This is a genomic window from Anatilimnocola aggregata (assembly GCF_007747655.1).
GTDB classification, from domain to species: Bacteria; Planctomycetota; Planctomycetia; order Pirellulales; family Pirellulaceae; genus Anatilimnocola; species Anatilimnocola aggregata.
Genome location: NZ_CP036274.1, coordinates 4290075 through 4308063, shown reverse-complemented (window position 1 = coordinate 4308063; position 17989 = coordinate 4290075). Strand labels below are relative to the sequence as shown.

Here is a 17989-nt window from a genome sequence, read left to right as displayed (position 1 = left end):
AAGAGTCCAGACAGTGGTCTCCATTGCCCTGCGCCGGATCGTCCTGTTGATTTGCAGCTGCTTACTCACCAGTCCATTGGCCAATGGTCTGCTCTGCGCGCAGCCTGCAACACCTTTTGCCGCTGAACCCGACGAAGCCGGAATTAACATTGTCAGCGGTATACCCAAGGCCGGCGGCTATCGTCGTTCGTGGGCCGTGGTAATTGGCATTAACTACGAGAAGACCGTCCTGCCCGAAGCGGCCCGAAGCCTCGTGCCACCATTGCGGAATGCCGAGAACGACGCCCAAGTATTGCAAGAAGTGCTCATCAAGTTGTACGGCTACGAGCCGCAATGCGTGCTGCTGCTGCAAGGCCCAACTGCGACCAAGCAAGAAATCGAACGCGCCCTGAACGATCTCAAGGACGAAGCCAAGATTAAGCCCGACGACAGCTTGCTGGTGTTTTTCTCCGGACACGGCACGCGCATCGAAAACGAAAGTGACGAACGGGGCGCCATCTACGCCGCGAATGTCGAGTTCACTGAACGCGGCAAATTGAAGGGGGGCTGCCTGCGGATGCACAAGGACCTGCTCCCGCTGCTCGATGCTTGCCCGGCCAAACACAAAATGCTCGTCCTCGATTGCTGCCACTCAGGCGAAATCTTCTCGCTCCGGGCGCGTTCGCGCAGCGAGGCCGACGATCGCCGCTCGAATGCCTTGTTCGAAGCCAAGGGCTCGATTCAAGCCATGGCCTCATGCCGCGATCGCCAGCGGGCTTCGGACGGCATTGGGGCGAATTCACCATTTACGGCGGCCCTGTTGCAAGGCCTGCGGCGCATTCCCGCCCGAGAAGACAGCGACCATGCCCGGATCGGCGTCAATCAACTCTTCACCTACATGCTGCCAGAACTAAAGAACTTGCCGAACGGCCAAAGTCCCGATTGCCGCCTGCTGGGCGAAGTGGACGGCGAGTTTTCGTTCTTCCCGGCTTCCACTCCCGAAGCTGTCGCCGAGTTCGCTTTGCATCGTACCAGCAAAGAAGAATTCCGCCTGTTGCAGGCCATGGTCCCCGGCGACCACGGCAATTGGTGGTTCGATGAAATGCCGTGGTTCGTCCCCAGTTTGCGTTTGATGATCCTGGAGAAGACCATTCCTGAACGCGCCGCCCTGCAATCTTCGGCCATTCGTAGCGACGAACTCCACAAACTGGCTGAAGACCTCCATCGCGAATTGCAAGAGCAACTCAATAAGTTGCGCGACGCGAGTGGCGATCCAATCAAACGCAAGCTGTTGCAACTGCGGCTGAATCATTTCAAGAGTCTGCTGACTAAAACAACGAAGGACTCGCGCAGCACCGTCAATCAGATCGTGGACGATTTCGATTGCCTGACTCCCGAGGAACAGCAGGCTTTGACTGCCAGCGATTTGCATCTGCTCGCAGTGGCTCAACACTTTTTGCATCAGGAGACTAACGAAACGGAAGAAGTTGAGGCGGCCTATCTCGCCGCCCTCGCGCGATTCGATGTAAACATTGGAAACGAACTGGCCCTCAAGTCTCTCTGCCATGCCGACTACGGGCAGTTCCTGAGCATGGTGAAGCGCGACTACGTGGGCGCTGCAACTCAATTTCACGAAGCACTCGGGCTGTTTGGTTCCGATTTGACCCCGAATGCAAAAACGGTCGATATGCTCGGCCAGCCTATTACCCCGCCGGACTCCGAAGGCGTCGCGCCACAGGCCAGCATCAAATCGGAACTGCCCGGCGCGACGCGGCGAATTATCGCCGGTAGCGCACCACCAGCATTTCGAGTGTTTGTCCTGTGCAGCGAAGCTGAAGCCTGGCAGCGACAAAATCGCTGGGGCCGCGCGAACGACCTGCTCAACACGGCGCTGCACGTGGCTCGTGGCTTCGATGCGGAGCACGAGTTAATGGTGTTTGTGCTGAACAAAGTGGCTTGGGCCAACATGGAACAATGGCGCATTTCTGAGGCGCAACTCTATTTTCGCCAAGCCAACGAGATTCTGGCCCGCTTGAGTCGCACCACGAACGACGTCGACCGCAGCGAACCTGTTCGACCGCTGCTTCTGCCAGAGTCATCGACTGTCGATACCCGCTGGGCCGATCTGAAAGTGATGCTTGGCTACGACTACCACTCGCTCGTCCGTTACCTCCACCATTTGCACGGACTCGCAATGGCGAAGCGCTTCCGCGGGCACGAGCATGAAGCGGTCGAAGACTTCCGGCTGATCGTGCAGATGACCGCCGAGGCGATGTCGCAATTGAAACAAGGGGCGGCTAACGCTCAGGTCACTGGCGATGCCGAGAAACGCCTGCTCGAGCGCCTGGTTAATTCGCAGGAACGACTGGCTGACTGCAACCTGTTTGGGGATGCAGCCGAACGCGACCTGCGCGAAGCGGCCGACGATTATCGCCGCGCTTTGCAGGCCTGCGCTTCAATGCCGGCTGGCACCACCCGTAATCAACGGCGCATGGCCCTGCTCTATCGGTTGGCGGTTACTTTGAGCTTGCCGTCTAAGGTTCAAGACGTTGACCTGGCGACGAAGTATTGCCAAGAGGCTCACGGCTTGCACGATGCGTTGCACCTTCGCTCCGTCGAAGTCAATGGAACCCTGGCCAAGCTTGCCGAGGCGATCGTCGACGTGTTTGCCGAAAAGGAAGCGCGGTTGCCACTTCCGCCTGTTGCAGCATCTGCTGACATCAGCGGGACGAAAGGTCCCCGCGAATTGGATTCGCTTAGTCGCCTGCGCAAAACGATCCACGACTTGTGCGACGAATTGAATGGGAATCTGCACCGCGATCAGTTGGAAATGCTGCTCCTTTCGTCGAAGGTGCTTGCCGATGAAGTCCCCGATTCCGATCGCTTTCATTTGGCCGAAGATGCCGAACAACTCCTATACCTATGCCGGCTGGTTCTTCCCAAGAGTTCGCTCGCGGGAGATTTCTTGCAGCGGCCGGAAGATGCCGGGGCTTATTTGCGATCGTATTTCGACAGCGTGCTGCGGACGAAACTGCGAATGAAGCCCAAGCACGTGAAAGACCTGCTGGAAGTGCAATGGGAAGCGACCCGCGGCGAGTTCTATACCAAGCCGCAACAGAATGCGCCGGTCCTGGCCGTCTACCTGCTTGACGATCAGTGTTATTTGCTGCTCGATGTGCCCGGCGGCGTCAGCCGGCACTTCTGCCTGGAGGGCAAGTACTACGTAGCAGCGGTCAAACGCGGCTGTTACAACGCCGACTATCGCCTTCCATTGCCTGATGAATTGCAGCACGAATTGGCACAACTACGAAAGCGCGAAGCGGCTTCGGATCTGACCGAAGGTCCGCTCGAGGATGTCGAAACTGCTAAGTTGACATCGTCGCGACTGCAACTCCGTTGGATCGACCCCGTCCGGGGTCTTTCCATCTCTCGCACTCTTCCAGCTGGTGCGGTAGCGCTGAAGCCGGTGAATGCTGGCTTCCCGTTCGACCTGCCTAAAGGAATTGAGACCAGCGAGGTCCTCTCGAAGGGGCAACGCACATTCGATTGAGTGCTAGCCTGCCGATCATTTCGACGGTTGCTTCGGCTCGCTATGTTTGAGCACCTGCCCCTGGCTCTTGAGCAACTGTTGCAGGTCGGGAATCGACACTCGACGTGGCGATTTGTCGCCTTTAATTGCCAAATGGGCGGCAGCTCCGGCAGCTTGCCCGAGCGACATCCAGGTTGGCTCCATCCGAATGGATGAGTAGGCCACGTGCGTGGTAGAGGCAGCTACGGGGACGATCAAGCCGTCGATCTTTTTCGGAATCATGATCCGATAAGGGATCTCATAAGGCCGCGTGATGTAGTCCAGCATGCCAAGATAACCTTCGAGCACCAAGTCGTCGCCGGGCTGCCGTTTCCGGCAAGGAAAGCTATCGATGGGGAACTCACCCACGGCTACAGTGTCCGGCTGCTGACGCGGCCGACGATCGCGGCCATCGCCCGTAATATCGTGCTCGGTCAATGTGTACTCACCCACTAAGCGCCGGGCCTCACGCACGTATAGCTGAAAGGGAAAATGACCGTTGTCGGTGAACTCGTCCTTGGGGAGATGATATTGGCGAGCCAATTCGCGGTGTGCGGCAGGAACTTGCTCGTCGTGCTGCAAAAACCACAACAGCCCGAGCGTCAGGTTGCGATGTCGAGTGCAAATCCGCTGGCGGGTAGCATCGTCGCCGCCGACATAGCCCTTATTTTCCTCGCAAAATGGAAAGCCCAAGGGACGAGGATTGATGTTCACATCGGTCTTGCCATTCGGAATCTCTGTCACCGATAGCGCTCGCACCAGCGTATCGAAATGAGCCGGGTTGTAACCGCGGCCTGCCTTGAAGACCTTCGGACCAGCCAGTCGACCCGCAGCCAGGTCGTCGAAGTAGCCGAGGTAATTGCGTCGGTCGTAATCGGCGGGAGGCTCCGTTAGCGGCTGCGCGTTCTTCGGGTCTGTCGTCAAACAAAGTCGATACGTATACGCCGGCAGTCGCTCGTCGGCAGCGCCTGACGACCCATTCAGAAACTCGTGCTTTTGATAGTCAAAGTAAACAACCCCCGCGTGAGGCTCCTTGAATTCCGCGCGCGATTCGCGCCCAAGGCGAAACTCGGCTCCGGCTGCGGCATATAGGTCCCCCTCGTAAGTTGCGTCGATGAAGACCGGCGCAGCCAATCGGAGCGCGGTTCCATCGCCCCGCGAAACCACCTCAATCGACCGCACACACTGTTCGACCACTTCCGCCGACTTGAGCCGGGCTCCCTTGATGACTGCTATTGTCGGCTGCTCGCGAATCAGCCCTTCGAATACATGTTCCGCGACCGCTGGTTCAAAGTAGTAGCCTTCGCGGCAAAGCTGTGCGTTTTCGCTATCAGTGCCGTAGGTCTTCACATAATGAGCGAAGATGCGCTGGGTAAATTCTTGAAATAGTCCGCCGATCATCGCCCGGTTTTCGACGTCGCTCTTGCCCAAACCGGAGGCCGACATGCCGCCGAGATGATCGTGGTACTCCACCAGTGCCACGCGCCGGCCGAGTCTTCCTGCCGTGACAGCTGCCGCGATCCCTCCCGGCGTTCCGCCAACCACCACCACGTCATAGGCCTGCTCTTCTGCGCGAAGGACAGTACCAGTGCTAAGCATCACCACGGACAACAACAGCAGCCGTACACCCAATGAATTCATCGCAGGAGTTCCTTGCTGTTACGACTAAACGAGTGCCGCCTGATAGTGGCCGCGCGGAGGAACCAATATAATCTCGCTCACACGCCGTGGCGCGAACTTCGCACCGCGTAGACTCTCGGTCAACTTCGCCCAAGAGATACTTCCATCTTTATCCTTCCCAAGACGGTCATGTTCAATCGCCTGCTCCCATTAATCGTGGCACTGGCACTGATGGCCCCAAGCTCTGGCCGAATTTGCCTCTGCTGGGCGCATGAACTTCCCACGCCGCGAGCCAAGAATCATCAACGGGTGATGTACTTCGTCGACGATCAAGGGACGGAGCAGCCCGTGCAATCGCGGGCCGACTGGGAGCGCCGCCGCAAGGATATTATCGTCGGGGTCGAGGCGGTCTTCGGCCCACTGCCCGATCGGAGCCAGTTGGGGCCAGTGAAATTTGAAGTGGTACCAGGGAGTCGCGCAGAGACCGAAACTCACACCCGCGAGAAGCTGAAGATTGAAGTGGATGACGGAGATTCGCTGCTGGCCTGGCTGTTGGTTCCCAAGGGGCTGAAGGGGATAGTACCGGGGATCATTGCCATCCATCAGACAAACGGCAAACTTGGCAAGGATGAGGTGGTTGGCCTCAGTGGACTGAAGAATTTGCACTATGGGCGCGAATTGGTCGAGCGCGGTTACGTGGTGATCGCGCCGGACTATCCGTCGTTGGGCGAGTATTCGTATGACTTCAGTAAGGATCGCTATTTGTCGGGCTCGATGAAGGGAATCTGGAATCACATGCGTTGCGTCGATCTGCTCGCCAGGCACGAGAACGTCGATGCGAAGCGGATTGCAGCTATCGGTCATTCACTCGGAGGTCACAACTCGATCTTTCTCGGTGTGTTCGATTCTCGAGTGCAGGCGGTCGTCACCAGTTGCGGCTGGACACCCATGCCAGACTATGAAGGCGGCAAGATCAGCGGCTGGTCCGGCGAACGATACGCGCCGCGCATTCGGAGCGAATACGGCGCTGAAGCGAGTCGCCTGCCGTTCGACTTTTACGAACTGATTTCAGCCCTCGCGCCGCGCGGTTTCTTTTCCTGCTCGCCCATGCGAGATAGCAACTTTGATGTGGCCGGCGTGAAGAAGGCAATCCCCGTGGTACGCGAAGTGTATGAATTATGGCAGGTCCCCGATCGTTTGCAGGTTCGCTATCCGGAATGCGGGCACGACTTTCCTCCCGACGTGCGCGAAGAGTCGTATCAGTTTTTAGACAAACTTCTGCAGCACAAGAAATAGCAGTTGCGCATGTCTTTCAAAATTGCCACCATTGCCGATGTTCATGCTGCGGAACAAGTGATTCGCCAGCATGTGTCTCCCGCGCCTCTCATTCGCTCCTATGCGTTGGAACGCGAGCTAAAGCTCCCAGCAAGCAGGCGAGTCTGGCTGAAGGACTATGGTTGGACTCCAGCTGGCTCCTTCAAGCTGCTGGGCGCGCTGAATTGGATGGCAAACTCGCTGGAACGAATTGGTGACAGTCCTGTTGCCGCGCACTCGTCCGGCAACTTTGCTTCGGGCATCGCGTTCGCGGGCATGCGGTACCAGAAACGCGTGATTGTGGTGATGCCAGAAACAGCCCCGCGCATCAAGTTCGAACGCACTCGCTCCTTCGGTGCGGAAGTGAGAACCTACGACATCGCGCGCGACCATCAAACGGGGGAACGCGATCGCATTACGCGGGAGATCGCCGAGCAAGAGCAGGCAATCCAGGCCTCGCCCTACGACGATCCTTTTGTAATTGCCGGCAATGGCGTCGGGGCTCTCGAAGTGGTGCGCGACTTACAACGCGATGGTCGCGGCATCTCCCATTTCTTCTGTGCCGTGAGCGGCGGAGGACTGATGGCCGGCCAGGCAATTGCCATTGCCGACGGTTTTCCTCAGGCCAACATTATTGGGGTGGAACCTGCTGGGGCCGATGATTTTCGCCAATCGCTGGCTGCGGGTTCACGAGTGCGGTTGGAACGGCCGAGCAGCATCTGCGATGGCCTGTTGTCGTACGACGTTGGCGAGCATAACTGGCCAATCTTGCAGAAGCTGGTGAAGCAATCGTTGGCCATTCCAGATGCGGCGACGCAACAGGCGATGCGCTGGCTTTATGAACAGCATGGACTTCGCACGGAGCCTTCAGGCGCCATTACTGCGGCAGCGCTGCTGAGCGGGCAGATTGACCTGAGCGGCGATGGCGACGTGGTTGTGGTCGTCAGTGGCCGCAATGTCGATGAAACAGCCTTTCGCAATTGGACTCGTGAATCATGAACCAGCGCTATCTGCTCTTCATCGCATTTCTGCTCGGCCTGGGGCCTGTTATTGCGGCAGCTCAACCGACTGTTGATCTCGGAACGATCACCGAGCGGCATGAGATGATTCCGATGCGCGACGGCAAGCGACTGTCCGCCTATCTCTATATTCCACCGGGCTTGGGCCCGTGGCCCGTCGTGTTCGAACAACGTTACGCGGACCTGCGTGGCGCTGCCACTCGCAAAGCAGCGGCCAAGCTCGCAGAAAGTGGCTATGTCGTAGCGCTGGTCAACTTCCGTGGGACGCATCTTTCGGAGGGGACTTGGGTTGGCTATCGCGCGCTCGCTTGGGGAGAGCTGAAAGATGGCTACGACACTTGTGAGTGGCTGGCCGCGCAGTCGTGGTCGACGGGCAAAGTAGGAACCTTTGGCAGTTCGCAAGGAGGCTATGCACAAAACTACTTGGCGGTGACTCAGCCGCCGCATTTGAAGTGCCAATACATGGTCGATACCGGGCTGAGTCTATTTCAGGAAGGCTATCGCCTCGGTGGCATCACGCGTCCCACGCGCTTCGCCACCATGGAAAAAGTGTGTCGCAATCCGGAGGACAATCGCCAGCTAGTTGCCGAGTGGTTTCGCCATCCGCATTACGACGACTACTGGCGCGATGAAGACTGTTCGCTTCACTTCGACAAGATGAATGTTCCCTGCTTCACCATCGGCAGCTGGTACGACTTCATGAATCAAGGTTCGATTGCCAGTTTTCAAGGACGTCAGCACAAGGGCGGGCCCGACTCGCGCGGCAAGCAGCAGTTGATTATTGGCCCGTGGCTGCATGGCCGATTGAACAAAGGGAGCCGCGTGGGCGAACTGGTTTATCCCGCGAATGCCACCTGGCCCGAGCACGAGCACATGGTTCGCTGGTTCGATTATTGGCTCAAGGAAAAGGAGAACGGCATCGAGCGTGAGCCTGCCGTGCGGTACTACGTCATGGGGGCCGTCGGTGACGAAGGTGCGCCGGGCAATGTTTGGCGAACTGCCGACGACTGGCCGCCGCGAGTGGAAATGTCTCCGCTCTATTTGCAAGCGGAAGGTGCCCTAAGTTCGGTACCACCAACCAGCATCCAGGGATCGACGAGCTACGTGAGCGATCCGCTAAACCCCATGCAAATGCCCGGCGCAGCATTTTTGGGAGCAAAGGACGGGAGACCATTCGAGAAGCAGGCCGAGGTTCGGACGTTTACGACCGAGCCGCTGGCTGAACCGGTGGAATGGACGGGCCGCGTGCGGGCTGAATTAATGCTTTCCTCGACAGCTCGCGATACCGACGTTGTGGTGCGGATTAGCGATGTCTATCCCGATGGGCGATCGATTGTGATTGTCGAGTATCCGTGGCGAGCCCGTTATCGCGAAGGCTTGGATCACGAAGCGCTGTTGGTGCCGGGAGAAGTTCACAAGTTGGCCTTTGATATCGGCTGGCTAAGTCAAATCTTTGCCAAGGGGCACCGCATTCGTGTGACCATCGCCAGCACCGGCGCTCCACTGTACGAACCCAATCCACAGACAGGCGACGCGCAGACGATTGAGTTTCCTAAGAATGCCGTGAAAGCTGTGAACACGCTGCATCACAATCGGCTGCATGCCTCGCGCATTTTGGCCCCCGTAGCAACGGCCTTGAAGTAGTCACAAACGAAGAGGTTACTTCCGCTCACGTTCGATCTGATTAATGTCTTGATGCTTGACGCTGTCGTTGTTGAAGGCATCGAATTCAGTGGACTGCGGCAGATGAATCAGCAGCGAAGTGCATTCGTCAAAACGCAATGTACCGTCACCGAATTCGCAGGCCAGCACATGGCCACCAAGTTTGCGGTCATCGCTTAGGAAGTGCCAGTGATAGCCGGGAACGTTCAGCGTGCCGACCCAACTAGGGCAACGAAAGCCAACCAGGGTTCCGCGTACTTTTTGATGTGCCCAGGTCGACTGATGCTTGACGACGCTTACCAGAGGCTGGAATGGCGGCGACTGAGCGGGAACGCTGCGGAGTGTGAGTTGAGCGAACTCCCCATCGATTCGTAACGCATACGGCGAATTACGACGTGGCAGCTTGCGATCGAGTTGAGTATCGAGATCGTCCAGCGTGGCAGCAGCCAGGTGTTCGAACTGACCATCTTCCTCAAAGAACGTCACTGCGGCAAACGGCGTGCAGCCGTTCAGGTTGGCAAGTCGGATAGTGCCGTCACCCAGGGCCTGGTACATCTGCCCGCTCAAGACGATCATTTCGCCATCGAGACGGCTAAAGGTACCGATGCCAAAGTCGCCGCTGGCGAGAACGTCGCGCAGCGAAGTACCGTTCTCGTAATCGCCTGACGCGAGAGCGGCCAGCAGCGAGAACTGCACGAGCGAGTCCTTGGCATCGGATGCCACGTGATGATCGCAAGTGCTTGCCTGCGCCGGTGTAGCCGATGGCGAACATCCCGTACCAAGCAAGGCTACGATCAACATTGCAGTTGAGGCGAACAATACGACTGCTGAATGCGGACGCGGGCCACGAGTAAGGGTGGTTTGTGTTCGAATGTCGAGCGAACGCATGTAGCATTTCCTTACCGTAGTTAAAAACATCGAGCGGCTCTGCCGTTGCTTCCCTGCAGGCAGATGCCCCCGAAAATATACGTCACAAACGATTGCCGATCCGCTTAGCTGGCTGGCCAAAAGCCACGTTGGTCGAAAGCGAGTAAATGTCCCGACTTCAACCCCCGCGGCGCGGAAGATATTTGGGGCGGCACAAGTGTTGCAATCGCCCCTGCTCAACCTAGTCCGGTCGGGGGCTTTTTCGTTAAGATGCGGTGGGACGTTCGCGAATTTGCTACGCGCAGGATTGGTAGCGTCAATGGACAACAGACCCAGCGGCCAACAGGATCGACATGACCGGATCATTTCCTGCCAAAGCCTCCGAAAGCCTCCCCGCCAATCACGGGCCTGTGGACGCATTGCGACGGAGCGAGGAGCGTCATCGCGCGTTACTCACTGCTACATCAGACGTTGTCTTCCGCATGAGCGCGGACTGGTCGCAAATGCAACCGCTCGACGGCCGCGACTTCGTCACTAGCAATGCCGAGCCGATCGCGAACTGGTTGGATCTGAATGTACCTGCGTTCGAGCACGCGCGTGTGAAGGAAGCGATTAAGACCGCGATTGCAGCGAAAGAAACGTTTGAATTGGAGCACCAGGTTAAGCGTGTCGATGGTTCGCTGGGATGGACGTTTTCGCGGGCCATTCCCATTCTCGACGCTGACGGCAACATTGTTGAATGGTTCGGAACGGCCAGCGATGTGACTCGGCGCAAGCGAGCTGAAGAGGAACTGCGCGACATTCGCTCGCGAATGGAAGCAGCCCTGGATGCAGGTGCCATTGGCACCTGGAGTTGGGAAGTACAGGCGGATCGTTTCTATGGAGATGCCAGTCTCGCCCGCATGTTTGCAGTGGCACCGGGCGATGTCGCCGGTGGCAATATTTCTCGCATCATGGAGACGATTCATCCCGACGATCAGCCCCGCGTGCAGAAGCTCATTGAACGGGTGCTTCAGTCGGGAGATCGCTATGAAGCGTCTTATCGCGTTGCCCAACCCGGCGGCTTATGGAAGTGGGTGACTGCGCGAGGGAAGGTCGAGCGCGATGCGAAGGGACATCCTGTCAGGTTTCCCGGTGTCGTCATCGACGTTACGGACTGGAAACGCACTGAGGACGACCTGGCTCGCGTCACCAGCGAATCGCAGCGGCGCAAACGACTGTATGAGACGATACTCTCCAACACGCCCGACCTCGCTTACGTCTTCGACCTCGAACATCGATTCGCCTATGCCAACGAAGGCCTGCTAAAGATGTGGGGCCGCAGCTGGGACGAGTCGATTGGGAAGACCTGCCTGGAAATCGGTTACGAACCGTGGCATGCAGCCATGCACGATCGAGAAATCGATGAAGTAGTCGCCACACGGAGGGCAGTTCGAGGGGAAGTGCCGTTCAACGGTACCTTTGGTCGCCGGATTTACGACTACATCCTTGTTCCGGTGTTCGGAACCAATGGCGAAGTGGAGGCGGTTGCCGGTACCACACGCGATGTCACCGAACGAAAGGAGGCCGAAGAGGCGCTACGCGACGCGGATCGAAAAAAAGACGATTTTTTAGCGCTACTGGCGCACGAGCTTCGGAACCCGTTGGCCCCGATCCGCAATGGCCTGCAACTGATGCGATTGGCAGAGGGGGACGCCGCCACCATCGCCAGTGCTCGAGAGATGATGGACCGCCAACTTTCACACATGGTGCGCCTGATCGACGATCTGCTGGACGTTTCGAGAATCACCCGCAATAAGATGGAACTCCGGCCGAGTCGAGTGACGCTCGCCGAAGTTGTCGCCAGCGCTGTGGAGGCAACAGGCCCCACCATCAAAGAGGCCGGGCACCAATTGACTGTTCTGCTGCCGCCGGAAGACATTGTGCTGGACGCCGACCTGACACGCCTAGCGCAGGTCTTCGCAAATCTGCTTGCCAATAGCGCGAAGTACACACACCGGGGCGGCACAATCTCCTTATCGGCGCTGCGCGTGGGCGGAGAGGCAATCATCACCGTGCAAGATACCGGCATCGGCATCCCAGCAAATGCATTGCCAACGATTTTCGATATGTTCAGCCAGGTTGACCGCAGCATCGAGCGGAGCAAGGGTGGCCTGGGTATTGGTTTGGCACTGGTGAAAGGGCTGGTCGAAATGCACGGTGGCTCAGTCACTGCCGAAAGCACGGAAGGACAGGGAAGCACATTCACCGTCCGCTTACCGATTGCGGAAACTGCTGCCCCGCTTTCCCCGGCCGAACTTGCCCAAGCTGCTCGCGATCCTCAGCGACGCGTGTTAGTCGTGGACGATAACCGGGATGGAGCACTATCGATGTCGATGATGCTTAGGTGCTTAGGAAATTTAGTGACCACGGCTCACGATGGCCTCGAAGCGATTGAAGCCGCGTCAGCTTTTCGCCCGGAAGTGATACTCATGGATATCGGGCTTCCGCGACTCAATGGACTGGATGCCACTCGGCAGATTCGCGAGCAACCGTGGGGACGCTCGATGACAATTATTGCCCTGACCGGTTGGGGGCAGGAAAACGATCGAGCGGAATCTCGCAAGGCGGGTTGCGACGGGCATCTGGTCAAACCGGTGAACCTCGCCGATCTCGAAAAGCTTATGGCTGAATTATGCAGGCGCTAAGGTCAGTGCAGGAGCAGAGTCAAAATTGGCGGAATGCCCGCTCGCGCCGTGATATACTTCGCCCTATTGGGACATTTGAACGAACCGCACCTTGGGCGATTGAACATGATTCGCAGAGATTTAGCCGCTGCTGCCAGCGCGATTGCTACGCTCCTCATCGCGGCACCAGCCGAAGCGCAATGGCAACCTAGTCAGCGTTATCCTGACCCGGCCATCAGGATTCTCGATCCAAGTTTTTCGAAGTACCGCTTGAATCTGGCCAAGGTCGAAAAGATTGCATCGGGGATGCGTTGGAGCGAAGGACCGGTTTGGTTCGGTGATGGTCGCTATCTGGTCTGGAGCGACATTCCGAACAATCGCCTCATGAAATGGGATGAAGAAACGGAAACCGTGAGCGTGTTTCGCAAGCCCGCGAACAACTCCAACGGCAACACTCGGGACCGTCAAGGTCGGCTACTTACCTGCGAGCACGATTCCCGCCGAGTGACGCGGACGGAGTACGACGGCTCGATTACCGTGATTGCGGACAGTTATGACGGCAAGCCATTGAACTCGCCAAACGACATCGTCTGCAAGTCGGACGGTTCGATTTGGTTTACTGACCCTCCGTTCGGCATTCTCGGCTTTTACGAAGGACATTCGGCCCCGATCGAATTACCCACGAATGTCTACCGCTGGGATCCCGTCACGAAAACACTGGCGGTCGTTGCGGGCGATGTCAAACGTCCTAACGGACTGGCGTTTTCACCCGACGAGATGAAGCTGTATGTCGTGGAGGCCGGAGCTACACCGCGAGTGATCCGCTCGTTTGACGTCGTTAATGGCGGCAAAGAATTAACGGGTGGCAGTACACTAGTGACCGCTGAGCCGGACGGCACCCCGGATGGTCTGCGGGTCGATGTCGACGGGAACCTGTGGGTCGGTTGGGGAATGGGGAAAGAAGGTCTCGATGGCGTGTCGGTGTTCAACGCACAAGGGACCTTGATTGGACGCATTGATCTGCCCGAGCGATGCGCAAACCTGTGTTTTGGCGGTAGGCATCGCAATCGGCTCTTCATGTGTGGCAGCACGTCGATTTACTCATTGTTTGTGAATACCCAGGGTGTACCGGGCGGGTGAATGACTCGCTTCGCGCGAATTTAGTTGCAGACACACCTCTAGACCAGGACCTCTCCATGATTCGCTCTCTTTCGTTTGTCGTGTTGTACTTATTTGCCTGCGTTGCTACCGCACGGGGCGATTCTCCTTTTCCCGCTCATCGCGTGGCTGGCAATACGTACTATGTGGGATCGACAGAACTCGCCAGCTATCTGATCACGACGCCCGCAGGGCACATTCTGATCAACAGCAGTTTCGAAGAAACGGTGCCGCTTATTCGGGGCGCAATTGAATCGTTGGGCTTCAAGATGTCCGACGTAAAGTACTTGCTCGCCAGTCATGCGCATTCCGATCATGTCGCCGGGCACGCGAAAATGCGCGAGTTGACCGGGGCCAAGGTGCTGGTGATGGTAGGGGATGACAAGGTGGTTGCCGCCGGTGGTGCGGGACAATACCTGTATGCCGATAGCCGTTGGCCCGCATGCCCCGTCGATCGCGTGCTCAAGGATGGCGACGAAGTGAAACTCGGCGGAGTCACGCTCATTGCCCGGCACACGCCGGGGCATACTCGCGGGTGTACAACCTGGACGTGGAAAGAATCGGTCGACGACAAGGAACTGAGGGTGGTGGTCATTGGGAGTCCGAACGTGAACCCCGGTTATCGCCTGGTTGGCAATACGGACTATCCCACCATTACCGACGATTTCAAGCAGACATTCTCCCTGCTCAAGAGTCTCCCCTGCGACGTGTTCTTAGGCGCTCATGGCAACTACTACGACATGCTTGCCAAGCACGAGCGACTGGAAAAGAAGTTGCCGGGCAATCCGTTTGTCGATCCGCAAGGCTACAAGGCGTATGTCACGCTCAAGGAGGTGACGTTTGCCAAGAAGCTGGCCGACCAACAAGCGGCACCGCTCGACGAGGGCGCAGCAGCCGAGCAACTGCGCAAAGCGGGGGCTGAAGTCACGCTCACCAAGGGGCACGTGACCGGGGTCGCGGTTAAGGACTTGTCGACGTTCACGATTGCCGACTTCGAGGCCCTCAGCGGACTGGTGCATCTGAAGACGCTCTCGACTTCGGGCGAAGCGCTGAACGACAATACTCTGTCGTACCTGACCGGTTTGGCAGCACTCGAGGACCTATCTACCAACGCTGCCCAGTTCTCCGACGATGCACTTTGGCAACTTACCTTGCTCGGGAATCTCAAGCAGATCAAGTTCTTCCACACATCGCTCAAGCGGAAGGATTTCACGGGGCGCGGCTTTGCTTCCTTTGCCTCATTGAAGAACTTGCGCCGTTTAACGGTCGCAGGATGTCCATTTAACGATGAAGGGATGGCCGCCGTCGGCAAGCTCACACAACTCGAAAACTTCCGCACCTGGCACACCTATCAAACCGAGGCAGGGAACGAGTCGCTCAAATCGCTGACTAATTTGAAGAGCCTGCATCTTGGGCAGCGATTGCGACGCTACGGTGGCGCGTCAAACGCCCATAGTTTGACCGACAGTACGCTCGATGTTGTTTCCCAGCTCAAATCGCTCGACACATTGACGCTTGGCGAACAGAAGTTCTCGATCGAGGCCCTGGCAAAACTGAAGGCCTTACCGAATCTCAAACGCCTGGAACTGTCCCAGGTCGACCTCCCGGCGCAGGAAATCGAACGCGCACAGACGCTCCTTCCGGGTATCCAAATCAACTGGAAACCAGTGACCGCTGAAGAGCGTGCCAAGCTCGACCGGCTGCTGGCTCCTTAAGTTCGCGATACCTTCGGTTGTCGCGATTTTGGTCGCAGGTGGTTTGACCTCTTTCGTATACTGAATTGGTTCGTGATACTGCCTCGCTTGGCCACAGCTTGTCCAGCAAAAATGAAAGAGTTTTGGCTGGGGGGTGCATGGACTAAGTAGCCGAGCGCGGCTGTCAGATGAAAACGGGTACCAATCGCGATGACGAGTCGTCGCGTGCAATAGCGAAGGGCTGGCGATGACTACCACTCTGAATACTTGGCGTTGTTGGTTGGCGGGCGGCTTCATCGCGATGGTGCTGGCCTCTCCCCTGTCAGCGCAGGAATTGGAGCTTCTTCCTGGCCGAATTCCCGCCCCGTCCTTAGACGGCGGTGGCGAATGGCTGAATACTGCTGGTCCCATCGAACTGCGCGATTTGCGTGGCAAGTTCGTCATTCTGGATTTCTGGACCTACTGCTGCATCAACTGCATGCACATTCTGCCCGAATTGAAACAACTGGAACACGAGTTCCCTAAGCACCTTGTAGTGATCGGCGTCCACTCGGCAAAATTCGAAAACGAACGCGATGCCAAAAACGTGAGCGAGGCCATCGAGCGATACGAGATCGAGCATCCGGTTGTCAACGATCCGCGGCAGATCTTGTGGCAGAAATATGCGGTCGACACCTGGCCGTCGTTACGGGTCATCGATCCCGAAGGGCGCCTCGTGGCGCATCATAAGGGCGAATTCGCTGCGGAAATGGTCGCACGCTTCCTTAAGCAAGCGATACCCAGTTATCGCCGTCGCAACTTGCTGGACGAAACGCCCCTCAGCTTCGATGCTACCCGGCCACCGCGCCCCGACCTGCCGTTGCGATTTCCCGGCAAGGTATTGGCTGACGCCGACAGCGACCGACTGTTTGTCGCGGACAGCGGACACAATCGCATCGTTATCACGAAACTATCGGGCGAAGTGCTGGACATCATTGGCACTGGCGCGATCGGGCGGGAAGATGGCACGTTCGAACAATGTTCTTTCGATCATCCCCAGGGAATGGCTTTGCAGGGGGAGACACTATTTGTCGCAGACACCGAGAACCACTTGCTGCGAAAAGTCGATCTGAAGACTCGGCGCGTCACGACGTTGGCTGGAAGTGGAGAGCAGGCAAGAGTTCCTACGGTGCGTGGCGCAGCCAGACCGCTCGGCATCAAGTTGGCTAGTCCTTGGGATTTGTTGCTGCACGATAACAACTTATACATCGCCATGGCCGGCCAGCATCAGATTTGGCGGATGACCTTAGATTCCGGGGCAATCTTTCCCTTTGCGGGCAACGCTGCCGAAGATATTATCGACGGCCCATTGCTTGCGCGCAATCCCTTTCAAAAAGGCTATGCCTCATTTGCTCAGCCCAGCGGATTAGCCTCCGATGGGCAAGTGCTGTTTGTGGCCGATAGCGAAGGAAGCTCGATTCGCGCAGTTCCTTTGCGAGCCAGTCGAGACGTAGCCACAATCCTCGGCACGGCGAGACTGCCGGCCGATCGGCTCTTTACGTTTGGCGATCGGGACGGGGCCGCCAACCAGGTTCTATTGCAACACCCTCTTGGCGTGGCGTACCGCGAAGGCCAACTGTTTATTGCTGACACCTACAACAGCAAGATCAAAGAACTCGATCTGAAGACTGCAACGGTACGCACACTGGCCGGGAGCGGCCCGAATTCATTTGACGAGCCTGGGGGCCTGAGCATTGCCGGAGATCAATTATTTGTCGCCGACACCAATAATCACTCCGTGCGTGTGATCGGGGTGGCGGCAGATGCACAGCCCAGAGAATTGGAGCTGAAAGGTCTAGGCCCGCCAGTTCTGGCAAAAGTGGTTTCGCCCCCCGCTGTTTCCGGCAAGCCGCGCACGTTTGAAGCTGCAACGATTAAACCCACAGAAGACAAGTTAAAGGTTGCGATCAATCTGGCGCTACCGGCCGACTTCAAACTGAATCCCGGGGCTCCGGTTCGGTACTATGTCCATGCCGCAGAGGAGAACCCCGTGGTCGCCCCCGCGGCCACCGGCAAGTGGTTAACACTCGAAGCGACAGCGTCGGACTTCGAACTGGAGTTGCCATTGCAAGCGAAAGCTACCGGCGGTCCAGTGATGATTTCACTGGCCTTTTACTATTGCCGTAGTGGTGCCGAAGGCGTTTGCAAAGCGGGCGAAGTAACCTGGTCCGGCCGGATCGCAATATCCGACAGAGCAGAAGACACTCGGCTGGAGCTCAAGCACGTCGTATTGAAATAAACACGAGCCCGTTTGGTAGCCCAGTTAGCACACTGCTTGTTCTCTCGCGGGCATTCGACAACGTCCTCGTCCTTCTTCCCGGGCGATGTATGGCGTCCGCAACTTCCAATTACGTGAAAGCCGTAGTCTTGCGACTCAAGCGGTAACCTTTGCCCGCCATAGCT

General features: G+C 57.5%; 10 protein-coding genes. 8 read left to right on the top strand and 2 right to left on the bottom strand.

Going from position 1 to position 17989, the window contains the following annotated elements:
- Positions 1–13: 13 nt before the first annotated feature.
- Positions 14–3529, top strand: a complete 3516-nt coding sequence (locus ETAA8_RS16295; RefSeq protein ID WP_202921881.1) for a caspase family protein — start codon at positions 14–16, stop codon at positions 3527–3529.
- A gap of 15 nt (positions 3530–3544) precedes the next feature.
- On the opposite strand, the gene ETAA8_RS16290 is transcribed toward ETAA8_RS16295, so the two are convergent.
- Entirely contained in the window at positions 3545–5188 is a 1644-nt protein-coding gene (locus ETAA8_RS16290) for an FAD-dependent oxidoreductase (protein WP_202921880.1), read from the bottom strand.
- Between the two features lie 168 nt (positions 5189–5356).
- On the opposite strand from ETAA8_RS16290, the gene ETAA8_RS16285 reads away from it, so the two are divergent.
- From ETAA8_RS16285 to ETAA8_RS16275, 3 genes are read left to right on the top strand one after another with little or no spacing between them, the layout of a single operon-like run.
- Positions 5357–6463, top strand: a complete 1107-nt coding sequence (locus ETAA8_RS16285) for an alpha/beta hydrolase (RefSeq protein WP_145090336.1) — start codon at positions 5357–5359, stop codon at positions 6461–6463.
- 9 nt (positions 6464–6472) lie between these two features.
- Positions 6473–7480, top strand: a complete 1008-nt coding sequence (locus ETAA8_RS16280) for a threonine ammonia-lyase (protein WP_145090333.1) — start codon at positions 6473–6475, stop codon at positions 7478–7480.
- Positions 7477–9144: a CocE/NonD family hydrolase gene (locus tag ETAA8_RS16275; RefSeq protein WP_202921879.1), complete on the top strand. Its 1668-nt coding sequence runs from the start codon at positions 7477–7479 to the stop codon at positions 9142–9144. Before ETAA8_RS16280 ends, ETAA8_RS16275 begins: the two co-directional genes overlap by 4 nt.
- A gap of 15 nt (positions 9145–9159) precedes the next feature.
- Here ETAA8_RS16275 and budA read toward each other — a convergent pair whose 3' ends face one another.
- Positions 9160–10050 carry an acetolactate decarboxylase gene (gene budA / locus ETAA8_RS16270; RefSeq protein WP_202921878.1) on the bottom strand — a complete coding sequence of 297 codons (891 nt, stop codon included), beginning with the start codon at positions 10048–10050 and terminating at the stop codon, positions 9160–9162.
- Positions 10051–10382: 332 nt separating this feature from the next.
- On the opposite strand from budA, the gene ETAA8_RS16265 reads away from it, so the two are divergent.
- From ETAA8_RS16265 to ETAA8_RS16250, 4 genes are all read left to right on the top strand, one after another.
- Positions 10383–12716 carry a hybrid sensor histidine kinase/response regulator gene (locus ETAA8_RS16265; RefSeq protein ID WP_145090326.1) on the top strand — a complete coding sequence of 778 codons (2334 nt, stop codon included), beginning with the start codon at positions 10383–10385 and terminating at the stop codon, positions 12714–12716.
- A gap of 105 nt (positions 12717–12821) precedes the next feature.
- Positions 12822–13835, top strand: a complete 1014-nt coding sequence (locus ETAA8_RS16260) for an SMP-30/gluconolactonase/LRE family protein (protein WP_145090323.1) — start codon at positions 12822–12824, stop codon at positions 13833–13835.
- Between the two features lie 56 nt (positions 13836–13891).
- Positions 13892–15568, top strand: coding sequence for a subclass B3 metallo-beta-lactamase (gene bla / locus ETAA8_RS16255; RefSeq protein ID WP_145090320.1), 1677 nt, complete (start codon positions 13892–13894; stop codon positions 15566–15568).
- Between the two features lie 226 nt (positions 15569–15794).
- On the top strand, positions 15795–17825 hold the full coding sequence (locus tag ETAA8_RS16250) for a thioredoxin-like domain-containing protein (protein ID WP_145090317.1): 2031 nt from the start codon (positions 15795–15797) through the stop codon (positions 17823–17825).
- The last annotated feature ends 164 nt before the right edge of the window (positions 17826–17989 follow it).

Coding starts and splice junctions, on each gene's coding strand:
- budA (WP_202921878.1), bottom strand. CDS start 10,050: ATGCGTTCGCTCGACATTCGAACACAAACCACCCTTACTCGTGGCCCG.
- ETAA8_RS16280 (WP_145090333.1), top strand. CDS start 6,473: ATGTCTTTCAAAATTGCCACCATTGCCGATGTTCATGCTGCGGAACAA.
- ETAA8_RS16250 (WP_145090317.1), top strand. CDS start 15,795: ATGACTACCACTCTGAATACTTGGCGTTGTTGGTTGGCGGGCGGCTTC.
- ETAA8_RS16290 (WP_202921880.1), bottom strand. CDS start 5,188: ATGAATTCATTGGGTGTACGGCTGCTGTTGTTGTCCGTGGTGATGCTT.
- ETAA8_RS16285 (WP_145090336.1), top strand. CDS start 5,357: ATGTTCAATCGCCTGCTCCCATTAATCGTGGCACTGGCACTGATGGCC.
- ETAA8_RS16275 (WP_202921879.1), top strand. CDS start 7,477: ATGAACCAGCGCTATCTGCTCTTCATCGCATTTCTGCTCGGCCTGGGG.
- ETAA8_RS16265 (WP_145090326.1), top strand. CDS start 10,383: ATGACCGGATCATTTCCTGCCAAAGCCTCCGAAAGCCTCCCCGCCAAT.
- ETAA8_RS16260 (WP_145090323.1), top strand. CDS start 12,822: ATGATTCGCAGAGATTTAGCCGCTGCTGCCAGCGCGATTGCTACGCTC.
- bla (WP_145090320.1), top strand. CDS start 13,892: ATGATTCGCTCTCTTTCGTTTGTCGTGTTGTACTTATTTGCCTGCGTT.